Source organism: Marinobacter sp. NFXS9 (assembly GCF_040148665.1).
Taxonomy (GTDB): domain Bacteria; phylum Pseudomonadota; class Gammaproteobacteria; order Pseudomonadales; family Oleiphilaceae; genus Marinobacter_A; species Marinobacter_A mangrovi.
Map to the genome: position 1 here is coordinate 313048 of NZ_JAGDDW010000003.1, position 21559 is coordinate 334606.

The 21559-nt window shown below is 62.3% G+C and carries 20 protein-coding genes; 13 read left to right on the forward strand and 7 right to left on the reverse strand.

Features of this window, described 5'->3' with window-relative positions; translation table 11 throughout:
- The first annotated feature begins 104 nt into the window (after positions 1-104).
- Together J3364_RS07435 and J3364_RS07440 are read left to right on the forward strand one after the other, a co-directional pair.
- Entirely contained in the window at positions 105-416 is a 312-nt protein-coding gene (locus tag J3364_RS07435) for a hypothetical protein (RefSeq protein ID WP_349557725.1), read from the forward strand.
- Positions 417-501: 85 nt separating this feature from the next.
- Entirely contained in the window at positions 502-1101 is a 600-nt protein-coding gene (locus tag J3364_RS07440) for a CBS domain-containing protein (RefSeq protein WP_349557726.1), read from the forward strand.
- Positions 1102-1158: 57 nt separating this feature from the next.
- Here the strand turns inward: J3364_RS07440 and J3364_RS07445 are convergent, their stop codons facing one another.
- Positions 1159-1440: a hypothetical protein gene (locus tag J3364_RS07445; protein ID WP_349557727.1), complete on the reverse strand. Its 282-nt coding sequence runs from the start codon at positions 1438-1440 to the stop codon at positions 1159-1161.
- A 290-nt stretch (positions 1441-1730) separates the two neighbouring features.
- Here J3364_RS07445 and J3364_RS07450 point away from each other — a divergent pair, with 290 nt between their 5' ends.
- Positions 1731-2621, forward strand: coding sequence for a patatin-like phospholipase family protein (locus J3364_RS07450; RefSeq protein WP_349557728.1), 891 nt, complete (start codon positions 1731-1733; stop codon positions 2619-2621).
- Here the strand turns inward: J3364_RS07450 and J3364_RS07455 are convergent.
- Entirely contained in the window at positions 2618-2884 is a 267-nt protein-coding gene (locus tag J3364_RS07455; protein ID WP_349557729.1) for a DksA/TraR family C4-type zinc finger protein, read from the reverse strand. The genes J3364_RS07450 and J3364_RS07455 overlap by 4 nt on opposite strands.
- A 177-nt stretch (positions 2885-3061) precedes the next feature.
- On the opposite strand from J3364_RS07455, the gene J3364_RS07460 reads away from it, so the two are divergent.
- The 3 genes from J3364_RS07460 to J3364_RS07470 all read left to right on the forward strand — a co-directional run bounded on the left by J3364_RS07460 (position 3062) and on the right by J3364_RS07470 (position 6972).
- Positions 3062-5497, forward strand: a complete 2436-nt coding sequence (locus tag J3364_RS07460) for a putative bifunctional diguanylate cyclase/phosphodiesterase (protein ID WP_349557730.1) — start codon at positions 3062-3064, stop codon at positions 5495-5497.
- Positions 5498-5677: 180 nt separating this feature from the next.
- A complete protein-coding gene (locus tag J3364_RS07465) occupies positions 5678-6307 on the forward strand; it encodes an HPP family protein (RefSeq protein ID WP_349557731.1) in 630 nt (209 codons plus the stop codon).
- 89 nt (positions 6308-6396) lie between these two features.
- Positions 6397-6972 (forward strand): GNAT family N-acetyltransferase, encoded by a 576-nt coding sequence (locus J3364_RS07470; RefSeq protein WP_349557732.1) that lies wholly within the window; start codon positions 6397-6399, stop codon positions 6970-6972.
- Between the two features lie 9 nt (positions 6973-6981).
- Here J3364_RS07470 and J3364_RS07475 read toward each other — a convergent pair whose 3' ends face one another.
- A complete protein-coding gene (locus J3364_RS07475; RefSeq protein ID WP_349557733.1) occupies positions 6982-8004 on the reverse strand; it encodes a class I fructose-bisphosphate aldolase in 1023 nt (340 codons plus the stop codon).
- Between the two features lie 149 nt (positions 8005-8153).
- Positions 8154-8645, reverse strand: a complete 492-nt coding sequence (locus tag J3364_RS07480) for a GFA family protein (RefSeq protein WP_349557734.1) — start codon at positions 8643-8645, stop codon at positions 8154-8156.
- Positions 8646-8805: 160 nt separating this feature from the next.
- Between J3364_RS07480 and J3364_RS07485 the strand changes: the two genes are divergently transcribed.
- The 3 genes from J3364_RS07485 to J3364_RS07495 are packed head-to-tail and all read left to right on the forward strand — an operon-like array spanning position 8806 to position 10669.
- Positions 8806-9294, forward strand: coding sequence for a carboxymuconolactone decarboxylase family protein (locus J3364_RS07485; protein WP_349557735.1), 489 nt, complete (start codon positions 8806-8808; stop codon positions 9292-9294).
- A 15-nt stretch (positions 9295-9309) separates the two neighbouring features.
- Positions 9310-10248, forward strand: a complete 939-nt coding sequence (locus tag J3364_RS07490) for a sigma-70 family RNA polymerase sigma factor (RefSeq protein ID WP_349557736.1) — start codon at positions 9310-9312, stop codon at positions 10246-10248.
- A complete protein-coding gene (locus J3364_RS07495) occupies positions 10232-10669 on the forward strand; it encodes a RidA family protein (RefSeq protein ID WP_349557737.1) in 438 nt (145 codons plus the stop codon). The genes J3364_RS07490 and J3364_RS07495 overlap by 17 nt, the downstream gene beginning before the upstream one ends.
- 39 nt (positions 10670-10708) lie before the next feature.
- Here J3364_RS07495 and J3364_RS07500 read toward each other — a convergent pair whose 3' ends face one another.
- A complete protein-coding gene (locus tag J3364_RS07500) occupies positions 10709-11914 on the reverse strand; it encodes a M48 family metalloprotease (protein ID WP_349557738.1) in 1206 nt (401 codons plus the stop codon).
- Between the two features lie 169 nt (positions 11915-12083).
- On the opposite strand from J3364_RS07500, the gene J3364_RS07505 reads away from it, so the two are divergent.
- Together J3364_RS07505 and J3364_RS07510 are read left to right on the forward strand one after the other, a co-directional pair.
- Positions 12084-12776 carry a pseudouridine synthase gene (locus J3364_RS07505; protein ID WP_349557838.1) on the forward strand — a complete coding sequence of 231 codons (693 nt, stop codon included), beginning with the start codon at positions 12084-12086 and terminating at the stop codon, positions 12774-12776.
- Positions 12777-12910: 134 nt separating this feature from the next.
- Positions 12911-15769, forward strand: coding sequence for a mechanosensitive ion channel domain-containing protein (locus tag J3364_RS07510; RefSeq protein WP_349557739.1), 2859 nt, complete (start codon positions 12911-12913; stop codon positions 15767-15769).
- Between the two features lie 12 nt (positions 15770-15781).
- On the opposite strand, the gene ypfJ is transcribed toward J3364_RS07510, so the two are convergent.
- Complete coding sequence (gene ypfJ, locus J3364_RS07515; protein ID WP_349557740.1) at positions 15782-16687, reverse strand: KPN_02809 family neutral zinc metallopeptidase; 906 nt, start codon at positions 16685-16687, stop codon at positions 15782-15784.
- Between the two features lie 263 nt (positions 16688-16950).
- Between ypfJ and J3364_RS07520 the strand changes: the two genes are divergently transcribed.
- Positions 16951-18156 (forward strand): MFS transporter, encoded by a 1206-nt coding sequence (locus tag J3364_RS07520; RefSeq protein WP_349557742.1) that lies wholly within the window; start codon positions 16951-16953, stop codon positions 18154-18156.
- A 12-nt stretch (positions 18157-18168) separates the two neighbouring features.
- Here the strand turns inward: J3364_RS07520 and J3364_RS07525 are convergent, their stop codons facing one another.
- Entirely contained in the window at positions 18169-19824 is a 1656-nt protein-coding gene (locus J3364_RS07525; protein WP_349557743.1) for a L,D-transpeptidase family protein, read from the reverse strand.
- A 300-nt stretch (positions 19825-20124) separates the two neighbouring features.
- Between J3364_RS07525 and J3364_RS07530 the strand changes: the two genes are divergently transcribed.
- A complete protein-coding gene (locus tag J3364_RS07530) occupies positions 20125-21216 on the forward strand; it encodes a DUF2156 domain-containing protein (RefSeq protein ID WP_349557744.1) in 1092 nt (363 codons plus the stop codon).
- Positions 21217-21559 lie beyond the last annotated feature (343 nt).

Sequence of the window (21559 nt, forward strand, 5' to 3'; positions counted from 1 at the left end):
CGTTGTTTAAAACCGTGGGTTCGCCCCTATACTTAAAGTAGACCCTGAAAAAAGTTGCCCTTTTATCAGGTCACCGTCGCAGTCAACCCATCCAGGGAGACGCCATGCAGAACACCGCGCTCAGTCGCATCCTGATCGTACTGGCGATTTCGCTTTTCGTCGTCGGCAGTACGCTGTCCCATCCGTCCAATCTGGCGGTGGATCAGGCTGTAGTGAGCGGGTACAGCATGGACATGAACGGCGACCTTGCCGACGACGGCCCGTCGCCGGGCGACTTTTTCATTTTCTTCCTGACCACCGGTGTCATCGCACTGGTTGGCTTGCAGCAACTGGTGGGCAGCACGCCACAGCCCGCCAAACGCGCCAAAGAAGTCTATTCCCCGGTCCAGCCCCAAGGCCCACCCTCTCAATTCTGATTCCGTGAATGCCCGTTCCGGTTCCGTGACGTCCCGATGGCGTCTGCCGGACTCCAACGACATCGAATTGAGAGTGATTGTTTTTATGATGAATTACCGTGCATTACCCACCAGTGAAGTCATTGGCAGCCAGCGCATTGTGGAACCCAACCTGTCTCCGGAACTGACACCGGACGACCCGGCGACGTCCGTGATGCGGGATTTCCGCAAGAAGCGTCCGGCCACCATCAGTGCCGATCTTCATATTCCTGAAGCGCGCGTGCTGATGAAAACGGCGGATGTGCCCCTGAAGCTGGTCGTCAATCGTGTGGGCGAGTTTATCGGGATCATTTCCCTGAAAGACATCCTGGGCAAGAAGGCCATGTCCAAGGCCCACGGCATGGGTGTCGGCGTGGAAGAAGTCCAGGTGCGTGACATCATGCATCCGGCCAACGAATTCCCGAGCATCCATATCCGCAACCTGCACGACATGCGGATCGGCGATGTGGTGGAGACCTTCAACCGGACCAACTCCGACCACTTCCTGGTGTTCGAGGACGACGCCGAAAACCCCGGCAACACCTGCCTGTGCGGCCTGATCTCCGCCAGCCTGGTCGCCCGCCGGCTGCATATCGCCCTTGATAGCAGCGCCCGGGCACGATCCTTCTCGGACATCGTGAACGCCGTTCACGGTCACTTCGAGTAAGTCGTTAGCGGTCTTTCCCGACCCCTGAAGCCGGTCGTTTCATGCCGGGGCGCGCTGTCAGGCGTGCTCCCGGCGCTCACGCAGAGCCGCGAATGCATCTTCCCGCCATGGCCGGTGCGTCGCCCACTCAAGGTCATCCCGCTTGAGTCCCAGTGCTTCCAAAGCCGCATCGTCCAGGACCAGCAGGTGCCGTAACTGGCGCCGCTTGCGCCACAGTCGATACCAGTGATCCATGCCTTCGGTCAAAGCCACCGGTGGCATGGCCGGCATGTAAAATTCCGGCACCTGTCGGGTCGTCGACCGGGTCGTCTTTAAGGTGGGGTGTTTGGATCGGTTCATGATGCTCACCTCCTCGGAGGTTCGTCACTGACCGGGCGCTCTCGCCTGACGGTCTTCATAATTAAAGATTGCGCCTCTCCCGAGGTTTTATCAATTGAAAGCGCCGCCCATTCACCGCCGTCTTCTGCTGAATCGACGCCCGCCCGAGTGACATTCTCTGACGACCGGAACCGTTGATCTCGGTCATCTGTCGGGGAAAAATCCATCACAGCCATAGCGAATGCCGATTTTCACGGGCCGCCTCGAATCGTTAGCATGATAGCTATCGAGACCCAGGCAAGGAGATGCTCATGGCTGACAACGCGGTATCCGGTGAAACGACGTCGAAACAGGCGTTGGTGGTCGAAGGGGGTGCCATGCGCGGCATTTTTGCGGCGGGCGTGCTCGATGCCTTCCTGGCCAACGATTACCTGCCCTGGGATTTCACTGTCGGCGTTTCGGCGGGCTCAACCAACCTGATTGGCTATCTGGCCGGGGACTATGGGCGCAATTACCGGGTCATCACCGATCACGCCTGCCGGCCGGAATTCATCAACTGGCGACGGTTCCTCCGCGGCGGCCATCTCTGTGATGTGCGCTGGCTGTGGCAGCAGTCCTACGCCGACGTCTGGCTCAATCTCGAGCGTTTTCACCAGCAGGCGATCCCGCTTTGGGTCGCGACGACCGCCATCAACAGTGGCGAGCCCCGCTACTACCAGATCGACCGGAATAACCTGCACGATGTGTTTACCGCGTCCTGCTCGATCCCGATCGCCTTCCGCGACTATCCCCAGATCGAAGGCGAGCCAATGACCGACGGAGGTATTGCCGACTCCATCCCCGTCCGCTGGGCCTATGAACAGGGAGCCCGGGATATCACGGTGGTGCTGTCCAAGCCCCACGGTTTCCGCAAGAAGCCCGGCCGTTTTCCCGGACTGATCCGCCCCTTGATCGGCAAGCACCCCGCGCTTTACGAGGCCGTCAGGACCCGGCCCGACCGGTATAACGACACGTTGGATTTTATCGACAATCCTCCCGACGACTGTCGGGTCCGGGTGATCGCACCGCCCGAGGATTTCCCGGTCGGACGGCTGACTACGGACGCGGACAAACTGGATAAGGGCTATCGCCAGGGCATGCGCACTGGCAGTGACTACCTGACGGAGGCGGGCCTTGAGAAGCCGCTGAACCAGGCCTGTTAACGCAGCTGACTGTCCTTGCTCCCACGCCGGTTGTAGCCGGCAACGGGGCCTTCTTCACGGTCCCGTTCTTCCTGACACTTCACGCAAAGCCGCACACCCGGCAGTGCCTCTCGTCGAGCCTTCGGTATCTTCGCGTCACACTCTTCGCAGTGGGTCAGGCTCTCACCCGCGGGAAGCCGGCTGCGCGCCCGCTCCAGCGCATCTTCCACAGTGCTGTCGATCTGGTCCTGAACGGCACCATCCCGACTCCATCCTCCGGCCATGATGGACCTCCCGGTTAACTGACTGATGTTCTATCATACCGCATTCGGCCAACTGTCAATTTGTGTCAACAACGCCGCAAACCTTGCCATCAGCGACTACAGTTTTACTGATAGGTGCGCTGCGCTGGATGGACAGGTCAACACGTGGCAGCACTCGCTTGATGCAAGGAGGCCTGAATGGCATCGACGGCTGTCCCCGGCAGACGGCCCCATCGGCTGAAAACCGCGGGACTGGTGACCAGCCTGATCATTCTGTTAATTGCAGCGGTGGCTTTTACCGTGTCGGTGGTCCAGATCCAGTCGGCCATCACCGGCTACGTCGGCGGTAATGGCATCTGGTCGCGTGCGCAACTGACGGCTGTTTCCCACCTGGACGACTACGCTGCCCAGGGGCATCCAGAGGATCTGCGCCTGGCCCGCCAGTGGCTGGACATCCCCCTCGGCGATATGGACGCCCGGCTGGCCATGGAACAACGTCCTATGGACTACGAGGCCGCTCGCCAGGGGATGCTGCGAGGTGACAACCATCCGGACGACCTGGCCGGGATGATCTGGCTGTACCGTTACTTTTCCAACCTGGGTGTATTCCGCAAAGCCGTAGAGGCCTGGCGGGACACCGACCCCTACTTGCTTGAACTGAACCGCATCACCCAGTCACTTAACGAAGCCTGGTCCACATCCCGGCCGGACCCGGCCCAGATCGAGATGGTCCGGGCGCGACTGGACGCGGTCAATCAGCAGTTGCAGGTGTACGCCCGGCGTTTCCGCACCGCCATGGGCGAAGCCGCGCGCTGGACCTCGACGGCCCTGTCCGTAGTGAGCGCGGTGTTTCTGATCCTGCTGGCCCTGGTGGCCTGGCGGCTGGGCAACCGACTGGTGCAGATCCAGCGCAGCAGTGAGCAGAAGTTCCGCTCCATTTTCGAGCAAAGCGCAGTGGGCATCATCCAGGTGGACACCCGGGGCATTGTGATCGATGCCAACCAGGCCGCTTGCCAGATCCTCGACACCCCGGACGACCACCTGCTCAACTCTCCGGTCATGGACCGCATCCATCCGGACGATCTGCCTCTGAGCAACGCTCCCCATAAAGCCCTCCTGAGGGGCCGCATGGACAGCTACACGTTGGAACAGCGCCTGCAAAAAGGCAGCGGCGATCACCTGTGGGCCCGACTGACGGTCTCCATGGTCCATCGGCGCTCCGGGCAGGCCGCTTATTTCGTCGTTATGCTTGAAGACATCTCCGAGTCCCGTCGATTGGCCTCGGAGCTGAGTTATCAGGCCACTCACGATGCCCTCACCGGCCTGCTCAACCGACGTGAGTTTGAACATCGCCTGGCGATGATGCTGGGTCGGGCCCGGTCCGAGCACTCCGAACACGCCCTGTGCTTTATCGATCTGGACCAGTTCAAGATCGTCAACGACACTTCCGGCCATGCCGCCGGCGACCAGCTGTTGCGGGAAATCGCGCGGCTGGCGGAATCGCGTCTGCGCGAAGGCGATGTGCTGGCCCGGCTGGGCGGGGACGAATTCGGCCTGATCCTGCAGAACTGCAACCTGGATACGGCGGCCAACGTGACAGAAAAGCTCCGTCAGGCGCTGGAATCCATTGTCTTTACCTGGGAGGAACAATCCCACAGCATCGGCGCCAGTATCGGCGTCGTGCCGATATACGCCGAGGCTCCGGATATCGGCGACCTGCTGCGCTCGGTGGATATCGCCTGCTACATGGCCAAGGACGGCGGACGCAACCGGGTTTACGTGTCGACCCCCGACGACCGTCAGCTGCACCTGCAACGCGGCGAGATGGCCTGGCTCAACCGGATTCAGGCCGCGCTCGCGGAAAACCGCTTCTACCTGGACGCCCAACGCATCCTGCCGGCCCGGGATGACAAGAAAGGCCTTCGCTACGAAGTCCTGGTCCGTCTGACCAACGAACAGGGCGAACGGGTGTCGCCCGCCGAATTCCTGCCGGCCGCCGAACGGTTTGGCATCGTCCACAAAATCGATCGCTGGGTCATCAGCGAGGTTGTCAGTCAACTGGCCCGGGCCCGCCAGCACCTGGAAACCCTCGACGCCTGCCACATCAACCTGTCGGGGCGATCGTTCGACCAGCCGGATCTGGCGGACTTCATTGTCGGCGAACTCAATGCCCATAACATTCCGGGCAGCAAGCTCTGTTTCGAAATCACGGAAACCGCGGCGGTGCATAACCTGTTGGACGTGAAAGCCTTCATGACACGCCTGCAGAAACTGGGCTGCACCTTTGCGCTGGATGATTTCGGAACCGGCCTGTCTTCCTTCGGCTATTTGCGCCAGTTGCCCGTGGACTGCCTCAAGATCGACGGCTCCTTTGTCCGCAACATCACGCGGGATCGAAACGACCTGGCCATGGTCCAGGCGATCCACGACATCAGCCGTACCCTGGACAAGGTGACAGTGGCCGAGTGCGTCGAGGATGGCGCGGCCGCTGACCTGCTGAAAGACGTGGGTGTCGACTTCCTGCAGGGTTTCGGCCTGCACCGGCCCTGCCGCTTCCGGGAACTGCTCTTCCCCCATACCCCTCCGGAAGCAGCAGACGAGCCGCCCCTGACGGAGCAGGTCCGCTGGCCCTGATCCCCCATCGGCCCGCCGCCTTAGGCGCCTCTGATGAACGCCTGAATCGTCTCTGCCTGCTCAGGCGTTCATCAGAGGCTTCCTGACATGACGTCTGTCATCTGACACACGGACACTCTCTTGATTTCGCACCAAACCAGGGCATATCGTTGCCGACCTTTTTCCAACCGGTCTTGATCAATGGGGATCAAAAACGAACGACTGCGCTGGCAACTGGTGTCCGGCGTGCTCCGCGCCCTGCACCTGGAGCGCCTGACCGCACGCTACAGTCACCGCTCGGTGATGGCGGCGTTCAGTTTTCTGAACGGCACCGTCAGCATCGCCCTGATCGCGTTTGTCGCACTGCTGACCCAACAGGCGTTCATTTTCCCATCGCTCGGTGCCACCGCCTTCATTCTCTTCCACGTGCCGATGGCCGCCCCGGCCTCGCCCCGCAATACCCTGTGCGGTCACCTGATCGGCGCCCTGATGGGCTATGCCAGCCTGCACCTGTTCGGGATTGCCGACGCGCCGTCGGCCATGGCGGCCGGCGTGGATCCGGCTCGCGTGGGCGCGGCCGCCGTGTCGCTGGGCGCAACCGGTTTTGCCATGGTGTGGTTGCGGGTGCCCCATCCGCCGGCCGGTGCCACGGCCCTGATCGTGTCGCTGGGGCTGATGCCGGGTCTGGATCAGCTGCCGGTGCTGATGGCGGGCGTCACCATGCTCCTGCTGCAGGCTTTCACCCTCAACCGGCTGGCCGGCCTGCCCTATCCACTGTGGCGCAACGCACCCGAGGCCTCTCCAAACGCCGCACTGGACACCTCACGCTGATACCAGCACGGACACAATCGCGGTCGATTGGCCTGCCGGCCCGGGCCGCGCTATAACAGGGGAAAGCGGACGGCGCAGGATCGGCCGATATGGACATTATCAAGGCAACTCCCGAACACGGTTTCGCCATTGCCGAACTGGCTCTGATGGCCGGTGAAGGCATTCCCGATTATTTCTGGGAGATGGCGCGGCGTCCTGACCAGAGCAGCCTCGAGTACGGGGCCGAGAGGGCGGCCAGTGCGGACCAGAACTTCTCGTTCAAAAACGCCCACCTGGCCGTCGACCAGGATCGTGTGACCGGCATGCTGCTGGGCTATCGCCTCCCCGATGCCGGGGCAGCCGAAGACCTGAGTTCACTGCCGGATTTCATCCGCCCTCTGGTGGAGCTGGAGCAGCAGGTGCCGGCGTCCTACTACATCAACATGCTGGCCACCTACCCCGCATTCCGCGGTCAGGGCATTGGCACGGCACTCATGGACAACGTGCCGGAATGGGCCCACGCCGCCGGCTGCGACCTGGCCAGCGTGGAAGTGTTCGAACAGAACCCCGGCGCCTTGCGCCTCTATCAGCGCCTGGGCTACCAGATTGTGGATTCACGGGACGTGGTGCCTCACCCGTGCTACCCCTACACGGGCAAGGTGTTTCTGCTGACCAAACCGGTCTGATCGGTGCGATCAGGCCGCCTGTTCCTGCTGGGCCTGATACTGCCCCTGCCGGGCCAGGCTGTTCAGTCGGGCCCGCTTGAAGAACGCCTGCTGCGCCTTCTCGCGGTTGGCCGGATCGCCACCCCACGCCTTCATCGCATGCTCCTGTAAGGCCCGTCCGTAGGACATACTCAGTTGCCAGGGTGCCTTGTCACGCAGCTGGTTGAGCGCGTTCAGGTTGGCGGTGGCCTGTTCCGGGGTCTGCCCGCCGGACAGGAAGTTGATGCTGGGTACCGCCGCCGGCACGGTGCGCCGCAGGATACGCAGCGTCATCTCCGCCACGTCTTCCGGCGCGGCCGGCCCCTGCTCCTTGCCCGGCGTGACCATGCTGGGCTTGAGAATCATGTGTTCCAGGACCACGCCATGCTGGTGCAGCGCATGAAACACCGCGTGCCAGACCTGCTCGTTCACCTCGGCAGCCCGCGCCATGCTGTGATTGCCGTCGATCAGCACCTCCGGCTCGACAATCGGGACGATGCCGGCGGCCTGACAGACGGCGGCGTAGCGCGCCAGCATTTCCGAGTTGGCGGTCAGCCCCAGTGCCGTGGGATTGTGATCGGTGATCGGATATACCTCGCGCCACTTGGCGAAGCGTGCGCCCTGGGCCTTGTAGCCGTCCAGGCGCTCAGCAAGGCCGTCCAGACCGTAGGTGATCATGTCACCGGGGGCGCCGGGCAAATCGCCCTTGCCCTTATCAACCTTGATGCCCGGCACGATGCCCTGGGAGGCGGCCAGTTCCGCGAGTGGCGTGCCTTTGTCGTCCTTCTGGCCCAGGGTTTCCTCGTAGAAAATGACGCCGCTGATGTACTTTCCGACATCGGGCGTGGACAGCAGCATGGTGCGATACCAGCGCCGGTTCTCTTCGTTGGATTCGACGCCCACGGCCGCTAGACGCTTGCTCATGGTGCCGGTGCTTTCATCGGCGGCGAGAATACCGCGCTCGGCGTCGATCATGTCTTCAATGGTTTTCTGCAGCTCAGCGCTACTCGACATGGTGAAACCCTCCTTGTGTCCATGGGTCTTCAGGGAACCGGTGATTGACTCCCGAAACTCCTCAGATCGTTTCCCATTTCAACCGGCGGGACAAGGGATCCAACACAGCGGTAATGCTCCCGTCATCCTGGCGCCGGCGCTGCCGGTATTCAGCGATCCTCAAGCCCGAGTCGCTGGTGCCACTCGGCCAGGGATTCCTCCGGATATTCGTCAAAAACCTTGTCCCGTGGGCCGGGGTTAAGCGGCACCCACTCCGGTTTGAAGGCGACCATCAGATGGGTGCGCTCGGGCGCCTCCGGCAACTCGGTATCAATCGCTGATGCCATGGGATGCACCAGGTCCGGCCAGTTCGGATCGTACAACCACAGGGCACTGCCGCAGACTTTACAGAAGTGGCGCTGGCCGGAGCTTTCCTCGATGGTGCCTGTCTCGGCGTCCGCCATCCGGGCGTGGTAAACCGTAATGTTGTCCTCACCCCAGACCCGCAGTGTGTTGTAGTCGGCCCCCAGGTTGATGGCGTAGCCACCGCCTCCGCCGGTCTTGCGGCAAATCGTGCAGTAACAGAGGTTGAACGGGTACGGATGCGCGGACTCCACGGCAAAGCGAACGGCACCACAATGACAGGATCCATCGAGTTTCATGGGCCTCTCCCGGTTGGCAGAAAATGAACATCAAGCTTAACGCTAACGCGCCTGCCACCCGGAGAAAAGGCATCCCGATCAAGTTTTTTGTCTATCGATGTCACATTCCGTCCGGCTGTCTCGTCTTATGGGTGAATCCAACCCTACAGGAGCCACACCCATGCAATCCCGACTCGACCCTTTTACCGCCGCACCGGAAGCCATCCAGGCCATGGTTCACCTGGAAAGCTATCTCCACGATTGCGGACTGGAGTACTCTCTGGTGGAACTGGTGCGGATTCGCACCTCCCAGATCAACGGCTGCGGCTATTGCCTGCACATGCACACCCGGGATGCGCGGGATGCCGGCGAAACGGAAGAACGCCTCCACCTGCTGACCGCCTGGCGTGAATCGCCGCTGTTCAGCGATCGTGAGCGGGCGGCCCTGGCCTGGACGGAGTCACTGACGCGAATCGCTGACACCGGCGCCCCGGACGCGGACTTCGAACAGGCCAACGCCCAGTTCAGCGAAGCGGAACTGGTCAAGCTGACGGTGCTGATCGGCGCCATCAATACCTGGAACCGGATCGCCGTCGGTTTCCGCCGGGTGCATGCCACCGGGGGCGCACGCACACCCAAGGGACCGGTTCGGTCCAAGGCGACGGCATAAACAGGGAATCACCTCATGAACCAGGGACCTGCGACTGACTTCGAAGCCCATCGTCCGGCCCTGAAAGGACTGGCCTACCGCATGCTCGGCACCGTCTCGGACGCCGAGGATGTGGTGCAGGAAGCCTACCTGCGCTGGCACGGCATGGACACCGGCGGCATCGACAACCCGGGGGCCTACCTCTCGACCATCGTCAGCCGACTCTGCCTGGACCGTTGGAAAGAAGCCCGGCACCAGCGCGAGGCTTACGTTGGCCCGTGGCTTCCGGAGCCTGTCGTGCTCGAGACGAACGGCCCGGAGTCGATCCATGACCTGGCCCACGATGTATCCTTTGCCCTGATGCTGGCCCTGGAACGCCTCTCGCCACTGGAGCGGGCGGCGTTCCTGCTGCACGACGTCTTTGACATGGACTTCCGGGACGTGGCCACGACCCTGGACCGCAGCGAGTCGGCCTGCCGCCAGCTGGCCAAGCGGGCTCGCCACCACGTCCAGGCCGCCCGGCCCCGTTTCGAGGCCGACCCGGATCAGGGCGAACGCCTGGCCGAGGCCTTTTTCAGTGCGTCACGTTCCGGCGACACCCAAACCCTGTTGACCGTTCTGTCTGAGCACGTGGTGCTCCACGCCGATGGCGGTGGTATCCGTTCAGCCGCCCTGCGACTGATTCATGGAGCGGACCGGATCAGCCGCTTCTTTGCCGGTCTGGCACGCAAGAAAGTCCAACCGCCCCGCTGGTCCCGCCGGGTCATCATCAACGGCCTGCCGGGCTTCCTGACACTGGAGGCCGATGGCATGCTGCAAGTCACGTCGGTAGCCCTGCATGACGGTCGGATTACCGACATTTATGTGATCCGCAATCCGAATAAACTGGATCACCTGACGCATCTCGTACCAGAATCGTTGATGAACGCTTCGAAAAGCGATAACGGGAGGTTCCCGCATGAGTCACCAGAATGACGTACCGATGCAACTGTCCAATCCGGAAGGGCTCTACGATCCAACGGAAAACGGGTACTCACATCTCGCTGTGGTCTCTCCGGGCAACCGGCTGGTCCTGATTGCCGGCCAGGGCGGTGAGAACGCCAACGGCGAACTTCCGGGCGATTTCCACCTGCAGGTGCGCTGGGCGCTGTCCAACCTTAAAGTGGCGATCAATGCGGCCGGCGGGGAACTGTCGGATATCGCCAAGCTGACGACGCTGGTGGTCGATCATGACGAGGACAAGCTTCGCGTTTTGGCGGAGGAAATCCGGCAAGCCTGGGGATCCGATCCGGCACCGGTTCAAACCCTGATTCCGGTTCCTCGCCTGGCCCTGGACGGCATGCTGTTCGAGGTGGAAGCCACGGCGGTATTGCCGGTCGAGGCGTACGCCTCTTAAAAACAGCCGGGGCGCGCGGGTGCCCCGGCCGGTCAAGGCTTATCGGCAGGCCGGTGGCAGGAACTTGCCATCGGCGTTCTGCCCATAGCAGCTCCATTGCAGGCCGCTGTCGGTGGAGGCGGGTTCCAGCACCAGGTATTGGGGCTCGCCAAAGCTGTCGGTCCCCATGTTGGCCGCGAGAATACCGTCGTCGTAGATACCGACTTCATAGTGATTGCCGGTGACCATCGCACTCGGGTAGCCCACCGCCTGCAGCGATGCCGGCCACTGGTTGTTGGCCTGGACGTAGCGGTTCACGTCCCCCTGGATCTGCTGCATCTGGCTGTAGGCGTCCTGGTACCGCGCCCGTTCCACGTAGTCCTGGTAGGCGGGAATGGCCACGGCCGCCAGCACACCAACGATCGCCACGGTGATAAGCAGTGAAGCAAAGCCGCCGGCACCGCCGCCCACCCGGGGCACGAACAGCGACAGGAACCAGGCAAACCCATGGCGGCGCGGCTGACGCACGGTTTCACCACGATGCAGGGCAATGGCGGCCGCCATACGCTTGCTCAGCCAGGGATAATCGCCGGTCAGCTCGTTGAAGGACATCCAGAACCCGTTGGTGGCCTGTACCTGGTTCAGGTAGGCGTCCACATTCAGGGTTTTCCATCGGGTATCGCCGGCAGCTATGGCCGCAATCGCCGCCTTGATGTCGTCCTCGGATTCGCAGCAGGCCACACCGTAGCGATCGCAGGTGTATTCCTCGGCACGCCGCAGGGCTGGCCCCAGCACCGGCAGGATCGACGCCGGCATGACGAAGGAACGCCAGGACAGGTGCTTGCGATGGATATGGCCCAGTTCGTGGCCTATGTAGAAGTCGATGGCACCGGGCTGACTGTCCAGCGCGTCCACCACGTCAGTAAACAGCACCACGAAGTGCCGTCCCAGGAACTTCGTTGCCAATGCGTTGAAGAAATCCGCACGCAGCAGATAGGCCTCGGGCACCTTCTTGAGCCCGACTTTCTCGCAGCTGGCCACCAGCTTGCGGTGCAGGTCCGGGTACTGCTCCTCGCTGATGCGAACGCCCGAACCCTTGAGGTGGGAAATAAACGCCGAATGGGCGAACAGGAACACCAGGTAACCCAGCAACAGGTAGAGCAGCGCGATGCCCAGCGTGCCTACGACCAACGCCAGCCAGAACAGGCCGGACAGGACAGCCGCTATCACGAACAGCGGCTTTTCATGCTTGTAAACCAAATCCATTGAACGATCCCTCGAATGCTTTGTTTTCTTTTTAATCCAGCACAGCGCGGACTCTGGGTCGGCGCATCGCGTTGAATACTAGTCCAATACAGTCCTTGTTTTTGTGAAAAGATGTATCACTCATGCAACGACAGCGAGGCCGGCGCCGGTCCGTGGCATAATGGCCGCCATGAGACTCGACCGGTTCATCAGCAAACACACCCGCAGCAGCCAGAAAGCCGCACGCCAGGCCATTGCCAGTGGCCGCGTCCACATCGATGGCGCTGCGGAGCGCAACCCGACCGTCACCGTCGGACGTTTCCATACGGTCACGCTGGATGAATCGGTACTGCAGTCCCGTGAGTCGCATTACCTGATGCTGCACAAGCCCGCCGGCTACCTCAGCGCCACCCGCGATCCAACGCACCCGACGGTACTTGACCTCGTTGATCCGGCGCTGCGGCCACAGCTGCATATCGGCGGCCGGCTCGATCGGGCCACATCCGGCCTGCTGATCCTGACCAACGACGGTCGCTGGTCACGACGGCTCACGGAACCCCGGGAAAAGCATCCCAAGGTCTATCACGTGCGCACGCTGCAGCCGATCACGCCGGAGACGGCGGTCCGTTTTGCCGAAGGCATCTACTTCCCCTACGAAGGCCTGACCACCTCGCCCGCCCAGCTCGAACAGCTGGGCCGTTGCGAAGCGCGCCTGACGATCTATGAAGGGCGCTACCATCAGGTGAAGCGGATGTTTGTGGCGGTCGGCAACCGGGTGGTTGCCCTGCACCGGGAACGCATGGGTGAGATACAACTGGACCCGTCCCTGGCTCCCGGTGAATGCCGCCGGCTGCGCCATCATGAAATTGCATCCGTCGGATAACGCCGGCCCTGCACTCGCCACACCGACCGCGAGAACATCATCCCTGACAACCTGTTCATGACGAACGGCTCTCATCTCTCAGCCTTTGTGGTTACACTAATGGGGGCTAACCGGGCACAGGACGCTTCCAATTCATGACGTTAAGACACCCCCGACTCTCTCGCCGACCGATTTCGCCAGCCGTATGGGTACTGCGTTGTCTGCTCCTGATGGGGTGCCTGTGGGGTACGGCGGCCCACGCACAATCGTCGCTGATGGATCTGCTGCCCCATCCCGGGCAGGAAAAGAAAGCGGCCGCAGAAAACCAGGATCAGCAGGACGGCGGTACTGACAAACAGTCTGCTGACAAACAGAACGGCCAGTCCGAGTCAGGCCAAGCCAAAGACGGCGAGAACAAGGCCGGAGAGCGTCAGGACAAGGACAAGCAGCCACCGCCGAAGCCGTCTCCCAACCCGGTGCAGCCGGCGATCGACGACAACGTCGGCAAACCGCTTCAGAGCCAGCTGCCCTCGGCCAATACCGCGGATATCCGTCAGCAGATCCAGTCCCTGCGCAACTCCCTGGATGAGCGCCTGGTTGCGCTGGAGAACAGCCGCGAGCGACTGGCCTATGCCGATAGCCTGCTCAAGCGCCTGGATGACGAATACAAGAGCTTCGAGCTGCGGTTGGAAAAAGCGGGCCTGAACCTGACGGACGACTACGCCCGCCTGCTGCGCCAGCGGCTTGACCGCCTGCGCCGCCAGACCATTGCCGAAGGGCTCACCGAAGGCATTCGTGACCAGCTTTCCGCTGCCCGGGAAGAACAACTGCGGCTGGAAGAATACGAAGCCGTCATGAATCCGGACAACAACGCCCAGGGGCAAATGCGACAGAAGCGGGCCGACCTGCTGCGCCAGCTCCACAAGGCCGTAACCGATCACATCGAAGTGCTCAACGAGTACTACAGCACGGTGACCCAGCTGCGGGATCGGGTCGACGCCTACCAAGAGCTGCTGCAACAGCGTCTGTTCTGGCTGCCAAGCGCCGATGTGGTCAGCAAGGACACCTTTAACCAGCTCTACCAAGGTCTGGCCTGGTTCGCGTCTTCGTTCAAATGGTCCGCAGTGAAATCGGCGATCAGCGCCTCCATCAGCGAGCGGGGGTTCCGCATGGCCTTGCTGGTGCTGGTACTGGCGGCACTGTTGGTCAAGCGCCGGACGATCCGCAAGGCCCTGATCGACACCGGCGAATACGTCGGCAACGTGGGGCGCGATGCCTTCCCCATGACACTGATGGCCCTGCTTTACAGCCTGCTGCTGTCCCTTCCGGGGGTGCTGTTGCTGTCACTGGGAACGCTGCTGGTCAAGGAGGGCAACGAATTCTTCAGCGCCATATCCAAAGGATTCGGCGCCGCCGCCTTCATCATGCTGCTGCTGAACCTCGTGCATAAGGTGGCCCGTCAGGCTGGCCTCGGGGAACGTCACTTCAAGTGGAATCCGAAGACCCTCCAGGGCATCCGTCGGGAAATCCCCATCCTGATGGCCGTGTTGATTCCCATCACCATTGTCATGCCGACGCTGGAAACCCCGGACGGGGCAGTCTATCGGGATAGCCTGGGGCGCATCCTGTTCCTGGTGGCGTCAGCAGCCCTGGCCACCTTTGCACATCGCACCATGGCGGCGGTTCGTCACCGCCGGCAAAACAACCGGACGCTGCGCATCCTGCATTGGTTCGCCGTCGCCACCCCCATGCTGCTGGCCCTGGCGTCCCTGATGGGCTACCACTACACGGCCGTCCAATTGGAAGGCAGTCTGTTTATTTCCATCTGCTGGCTGGCCTTTGTCATCCTCCTTTACTTCCTTGGCCTGCGCGCCCTGTCGGTGCGTGAGCGGCGTTTGACCCTGGAGCGCTTGCTGGAACAGCGAGCCAATGAGCGCAAGATGGCCGAAGCACGGGAGGCGGCCGAATCCACGGGTGAAGGCGTGCCGCCGGCCCTCGACATGCCGGAGATGAACCTCAAGGACATCAGCCAACAGAGTACGTCACTGCTGAGAATCCTGGCACTGGCCATCGCGGTAACCGGTTTGTGGTTCATGTGGAAGGATGTCATACCGGCCCTGCAGCTGTTCGACAGCGTCACGCTCTGGAACATCAGCACCGGCAGCGGTAAAGAGGATCTGATGCCGATCACCCTGGGGGACCTGCTGGTGGCCCTGTTGTTTGTGGCCGGCACCGTGGTCGCGGCCAGGAACCTGCCGGGTACCCTGGAAGTGATGATCCTCAGCCGGCTGAATCTGGAACCGGGTTCCGGCTACGCCATCACGACGCTCGCCAAGTACGTCATCGTTTTCCTGGGAGCGAGTATTTCCCTGGCCGTGCTGGGGCTGCAATGGTCCAAACTGCAATGGCTGGTGGCCGCCCTGGGTGTGGGGCTCGGTTTTGGTCTTCAGGAAATTGTCGCCAACTTCGTCTCCGGCATCATCCTTTTGTTCGAGCGCCCCATCCGGGTCGGCGATACGGTCACGATCGACGGCATTACCGGCACCGTGACCCGTATCCGTATCCGCGCGACGACGCTGATGGACTGGGACCGCAAGGAACAGATCATTCCCAACAAGACCTTCGTCACCCAGGATCTGACCAACTGGACCCTGTCCGATCCGATTACCCGGGTGATCATCCGGGTGGGCGTGGCCTATGGTTCGGACGTCGATAAAGTCCGTGACGTCCTCTACCGCGTGACCCTCGATAACGAGCGGGTGGTGGAGGATCCGGCACCGGCAGTGTTCTGTGTCGGGTTGGGCGACAGCAGCATCGATTTCGAGATTCGGGCGTTCGTCCGGGACCTGATGGACTTCATGCCCCTGTCCCACGAATTGCATTCCTCGATCACCCGGGCCCTGCGCGAAGCCGGCGTGAACATTCCATTCCCGCAGCGGGATATTCACATTCGCACCGCCGCGCCGGTGCCGCCCATGGACAACGCTGCCCGCCAGGACTTGGAAAGCCAGTGATCGGCCCGGGCTTCAAAGGGGATTCGCATCAAAGGTATTGCAGGCGCGGATCTCGCCGCTGTCGAAGCCGCGCCGGAACCATCGCACCCGTTGCTCCGATGTGCCATGAGTGAAGCTGTCCGGCACGACTGACCCGCCGGCCTGGCGTTGCAGGCGGTCGTCACCAATGGCGCTGGCCGCGTTCAGCGCCTCGTCCAGGTCACCCGCTTCCAGCATCTGCCGCTCGGTATGAGCGGCATGCCCCCACACGCCGGCAAAGCAGTCGGCCTGTAATTCCTGGCGAACCGACAAGGCGTTCACGGTCGCCTGACTGCGTCCCTGCCCCGCCTGGCGCACCTTGTCGCTGATGCCCATCAGCGTCTGCACGTGATGGCCGACTTCGTGGGCAATCACGTAGGCCTGGGCAAAATCACCCGGCGCGGCAAAGCGCGTTTTCAGATCGTGGAAAAAGGAGAGATCCAGATATACTTGTTGGTCGGCAGGGCAGTAGAACGGCCCGACCGCCGCACTGGCCAGACCGCAGGCGGAATTGACCCGTCCCGAGAACAGCACCAGTGTCGGCTCACGATAACGCCCGCCCAGAGCGGCGAACTGCTCGTTCCATGTTTGCTCGGTATCCGCCAGGACGACGGACACAAACGCCACCAGTTCCTGATCGGCGGCACTCAGTTCCCGGGGCGACTGGGTGGTGGACACACTGGTGCCGAGCAGCATGGGCAGAAGATCGATGCCCATGAAGCGGGCGCCGACAACCACGACAACCGCCAGTATCAGCACGGTACGCCCGACCTTGCTGCGCAACAGGGCCGGCAGGAAGCGCAATAGCATCATGCCGCCCGCGCCGGCCGCCGAGTACCCGGCGGTGTCGCCACGCCGGTCCTCTACATGACTGCTCTGCTGTCGACCCCGCCAGCGCATGGCCATCGCCTCCCCTGTCACATCCGAAAGGATCGCCCGACGGCACAAAACCGGGTGTCTCTTGACTATAGCCGAGCGCGGGCGCCCACCAACGACCAAATGGGTATAAAAACCAACCGCTACCGGATCATCCTGCATTCGCGGAATCGCTTATACCTTTCACGCCCACCCACACGGATAATACGTATCCTAATCACTTCCATGTTTGCCCCCGATCCCACTCGCGCGATCACTGCGGGGTCTCCAGACACAATAGGGATACCATGTCGGCCCAGGCGCCATTGCATGAATTTTCAAAATTCAAGGTATTGCTGATCGAACTGGCGCTCGCCATGGGCGGTTTCGGGATCGGTACCGGTGAATTCGCCATCATGGGGCTGATGCCCAACCTGTCCAATGACCTGGGCGTCAGCGAACCGGAAGTCGGCCATCTGATCAGCGCCTATGCACTGGGCGTTGTGGTGGGCGCGCCGCTGCTCGCCATCCTGGGCGCACGACTTTTCCGGCGGCACCTGCTGATCCTGCTGATGGCGTTTTACGCGCTGGGGAACGTCGCCAGCGCCCTGGCGCCAGGTTATGACTCCCTGATGGTCTTCCGCTTTATTGCCGGTCTGCCCCACGGGGCCTATTTCGGGGTGGCCGCGCTGGTGGCGGCCTCGCTGGTGCCGGTCAACCAGCGCGCCAAAGCGGTCAGCCGGGTGATGATGGGGTTGACGCTGGCGTTGTTGATCGGCAACCCGCTGGCCACGGTGCTGGGCCAATCCCTGAACTGGCGCTACGCCTACATGTTTGTCGGCGGCATCGCCGCCCTGACCGCGGTGCTGGTGTTTTTCTTCCTGCCCCTCAACCGGGACGAACCGCGCAACAGCCCGCTGCATGAAGTCCGGGCCTTCCGCGGCGCTCAGCTCTGGTACGCCCTCGCCATCGGCGCGATCGGCTTTGCCGGTATGTTCTGCGTGTTCAGCTACCTGGCGCCCACCCTGTTGAACGTGACGAATGTGGAGCCGTTCTGGATCCCCATCGCCCTGGCGGTGTTTGGCTTGGGCGGTTTTGTCGGCAACATCCTCGGCGGCTGGCTGTTCGACCGCCTGCAGTTCCGCTGCGTTGGCCTGCTGCTGATCTGGGCCATCGGCATGCTGATGCTGTTCCCGCTCGCCACGGGATCGGTGTGGAGTCTGCTGCTGATCTGCTTCCTGGTCGCCCAGATGTCCGCCCTCGGGCCGGCGCTGCAAACTCGCCTGATGGATGTGGCAAACGAGGCCCAGACGCTGGCTGCCGCGTCCCACCACGCCGCATTCAACGTGGCCAACGCTCTTGGCCCCTGGCTCGGCGGCATGGCGATTACTGCCGGCCTGGGCTGGCAGTCCACCGGATACGTCGGTGCGGTGATGGCCGTTGCGGGGCTGGGCATCTTCATGATGGCCTGGCGCCATGAGAACGGCGGGCAGCTGGTCCCAGAGCCCGACTAGTCGGTCTCCGTCTCAGTCTCTGGTCAGTCGGGCCTGGGCGGCCGTGCCCGCCGACGGTGACTCGTGCAGCGCGGCCAGCACCGCCGGGTCGCGATCGTAGATGTCCGGCCGGAACTGCAGCGTTCCGGTACGGTCGACCCAAACCGTCCAGTATTGCAGGTGGATCGGTATCGGATCATCCAGCAGGACGGTGGTGGTTTTCCGGGACGCCACCACGGCATTGAGGCGATCCTCATCCCAGCCGGGTTTTCCCTTCAGCAGGTAGGCGGCCAGTTCCAGCGGATCCTTGAGCCGGATGCAACCGGAACTGAAGGTCCGCGCGCTTTTCTGGAACAGGTCCCGCGACGGCGTGTCGTGCAGGTAAACGTCGTATTTGTTGGGGAACATGAACTTAACCTGCCCCAACGCATTCTGTGGCCCCGGCGCCTGCACCAATTGATACGGCAGGTTCCGGGCGGACACCCGGCTCCAGTCCACGGTTGCCGCATCCACACGGCGCCGGTCGGTCCCCCAGCCTTCGTAGACTTCGAAACCCAGACGCTCCAGATAACCCGGGTCCTTCAGGATCTGCGGGAGCTTGTCCTGCAGGATCAGTTTGGTGGGCACGGTCCAGGTGGGGTTCAGGACCAGGTAACGGATCTGGTCACTGAACACCGGCGTGCGCCGGTAGGGCTGCCCGACAATCACCGGCTTTTCCATGACGACCTGATTGCCCTGTACCACTTCCATCTCAAACGCAGCGATGTTCACCAGGACGTAACGCAGCCCCAGGCTGTCTGGCAGCCAGCGCCACCGCTCCAGGTTAAGGTCCACCCGGTCAAGCCGCTGTGCAGGACTCAGGTTAATCATCGCCAGGGTCTTGCGCCCGATGATGCCGTCGTCCGTCAAGCCGTGTCGGCGCTGGAAGGCGCGGATCACCGGTTCAAGCCGGTCGTCAAACACATCCGCAACCGGGTCACCCGCCTCCGCGCCCCTGAGATCCCCCAGCAGGCGCAGGCGTTGCCGGATGACGGGCAAACGGTCATCGCGATCCCCTACCTCAATGGATGGTCCGGCGGGAATCGGCGGCCACTCCATGTTGGCCATGGCCGCCAACCGGCCGTGGGCACTGCGTAAGGCCTGGTAGCCCGTCTGGGTCGGTCGCAAGGCGTCGACGGTGGCCACCAGGTTGCCGCTATCCAAAGCCTGGGACAGCATCTGGTAGAGCTCGCGCTGATGCCTTTCGGCCTGCCATTCGGGGTCGGTCGTTTCCGGATCGACTTTGCCATCGAGCAGGTGCGACGCCAGCAACAGGAAACTGTCGGAAAGCAACAGATCCCGATCCGCCAGGGCCTCCTGCGAGTATTCTGTCTCGCTGTCCTGTTGCAGCTCGGCCAGTGCGCTGGCGTGGTAGTCGTCGGGCATCAGACCGTCGCCGGCGATACCGGCCAGCACGCTCATCCAGTCGTCTCGCAGCTCGGGCCGGGTCCAGGCAGGGGTGTAACCGCGGGATTCGTAGAAATCGCTCAGTGCGGCGGTCGCAACCAGGGGCTCTCCACCGGCGGCCACCGTATAGCCCGCCTGAATCGCTTCCAGCCGCTGCCGTAACATCTCGTCTGCCCCGGCCGGGGGAACCAGCCCCACGATGAGCAGCACCACCACAACACTTGCCGTTAATCCTTTGTACATCCAACAACTCCGTTTACCGGCCCCCATGGTTACCGTTGTCTGTCGTCCCTGACCGGGCATCCGCCCGGATCTTGCCATTGCGTTACAGCATAGCGGGACCCTTAAAGCTCGCCAATCGATTAAATCCTATTGTCCAACAATCAATAATCTTAATATTTCAGTGATTTGATCCAATAGTGTGCGGCTGGTCATGAATCCGGCAATCGGAACGGATTGGAGGTATACGCCTGAAACAGGCCGGTGTAAAAAACAAAGAAAAAGATCAAAAAACGACCAACACGAAACAGGAAGTTCAAGTCCATGACCTCGCTACCTTCTTCTTCGACGGTACTGCATGATGCCTTTTCGCCAAACGAAGATTGCGACGGCAACCTGACCCTGGCGGACTGTCAGGCCCTGCTGGCCCGCTACGGCAGCCAGTCCAGCGCCTATTTCACACTGCAACAGGACACGCCGCGCTTCGGCGCACGCAGCATCGGATTCATTGCCTACCGGGTCGTGCGCATTCCCGGGTTCCGGTTCAATATCGTTTTCGCCAACCCGGTCTGCGATCCCAAAGCACGCTCCTGGCTGCTCGGCCGTTTCCTGAAACAGGTGCCCGGCCGCCACCTGTTCGTGGGGATCGATGCCGCGGTCAGCCGGGATCTTGCCGCGCTGGGGTTCCGCATCAACGAGTTCGGCACCGAATTCAGCATCGACCTGACCGAATTCTCACTGGCCGGCAAGCACAAAAAGCAGTTGCGCCATGCCGCCAATCTTCATAAGCGCAGTCCGGTGACGGTTCAGGAACAGGCCTGGGACGAGGTGGACGCCTACCAGGTTGCGACCATTTCCAGCCAGTGGCGCAGCACCAAGGCCGTCGGTACCCGTGAACTGAGCCTGCTGACACGCCCGCCGGTGATGAGCGAGGAATGGGGGGTCCGCAAGTTCTACGGTTACCTGGACGGTAAACTGGCGGGCTATGTGTTCTTTGACCCCTATTTCCGCGATGGCCGTGTGGCCGGCTACACCGCCAACATTCTGCGCCAGGATCTGGAACGGGCCCCGACCGGCCTGCTCGACTACATCATCCTGCAGGCTATGGAGCGTTTCCGTGAGGAAGGCGTCAACGAAGTCTCACTGGGCATTGCCCCGCTCTACAACATCGAGGCAATGAGCCAAGACCGCCCCATGATCCGCCGGGTCGCCCAGTTCCTCTACAACCGCGGCAACCGGCTTTACGCCTTCCGCGCACTGGGTTACCACAAGAGCCGTTACCGGGCTCGCGAATCCAAGTGGTACATCGCGACCGACAGCAGCTCGGTGCTGGGTATCGCCTGGTCGATTCTGCAGGGCACCGGGGTGCTTTCCCTGTCCACCCAATGGGCCAGCGACACCGCACTGCGACTCTGACGGGTAGCCGGTCCGGGCCTCGCCCCGGGCCGGGCCGGGCCGGGCCGGGCCGGTGCGATGTTCGAAAACGTAGCCAGCAGAAACCAGGCCCGCATGGTGTCGCTGAGCCCGGCATCGCCGCGCACCCGGCCGCTCCGGGCATCCCGGCTCTCCCCGCCTCTAACCGTCCCATCCCGAAAAAGATCCATGACCTGACGGCTGCGTAACTTTAAAGAACCGGGGACATGAGTAGACTGGTCGGAACGGCTGAACGCCGCCAGCCCGGCTATGCTGGGTAGATGTCCTCAAGTTATTTCCTGCAACACGGCAGTCGGGAAGACTCGCCGGCCTGGCCTGTCATGCG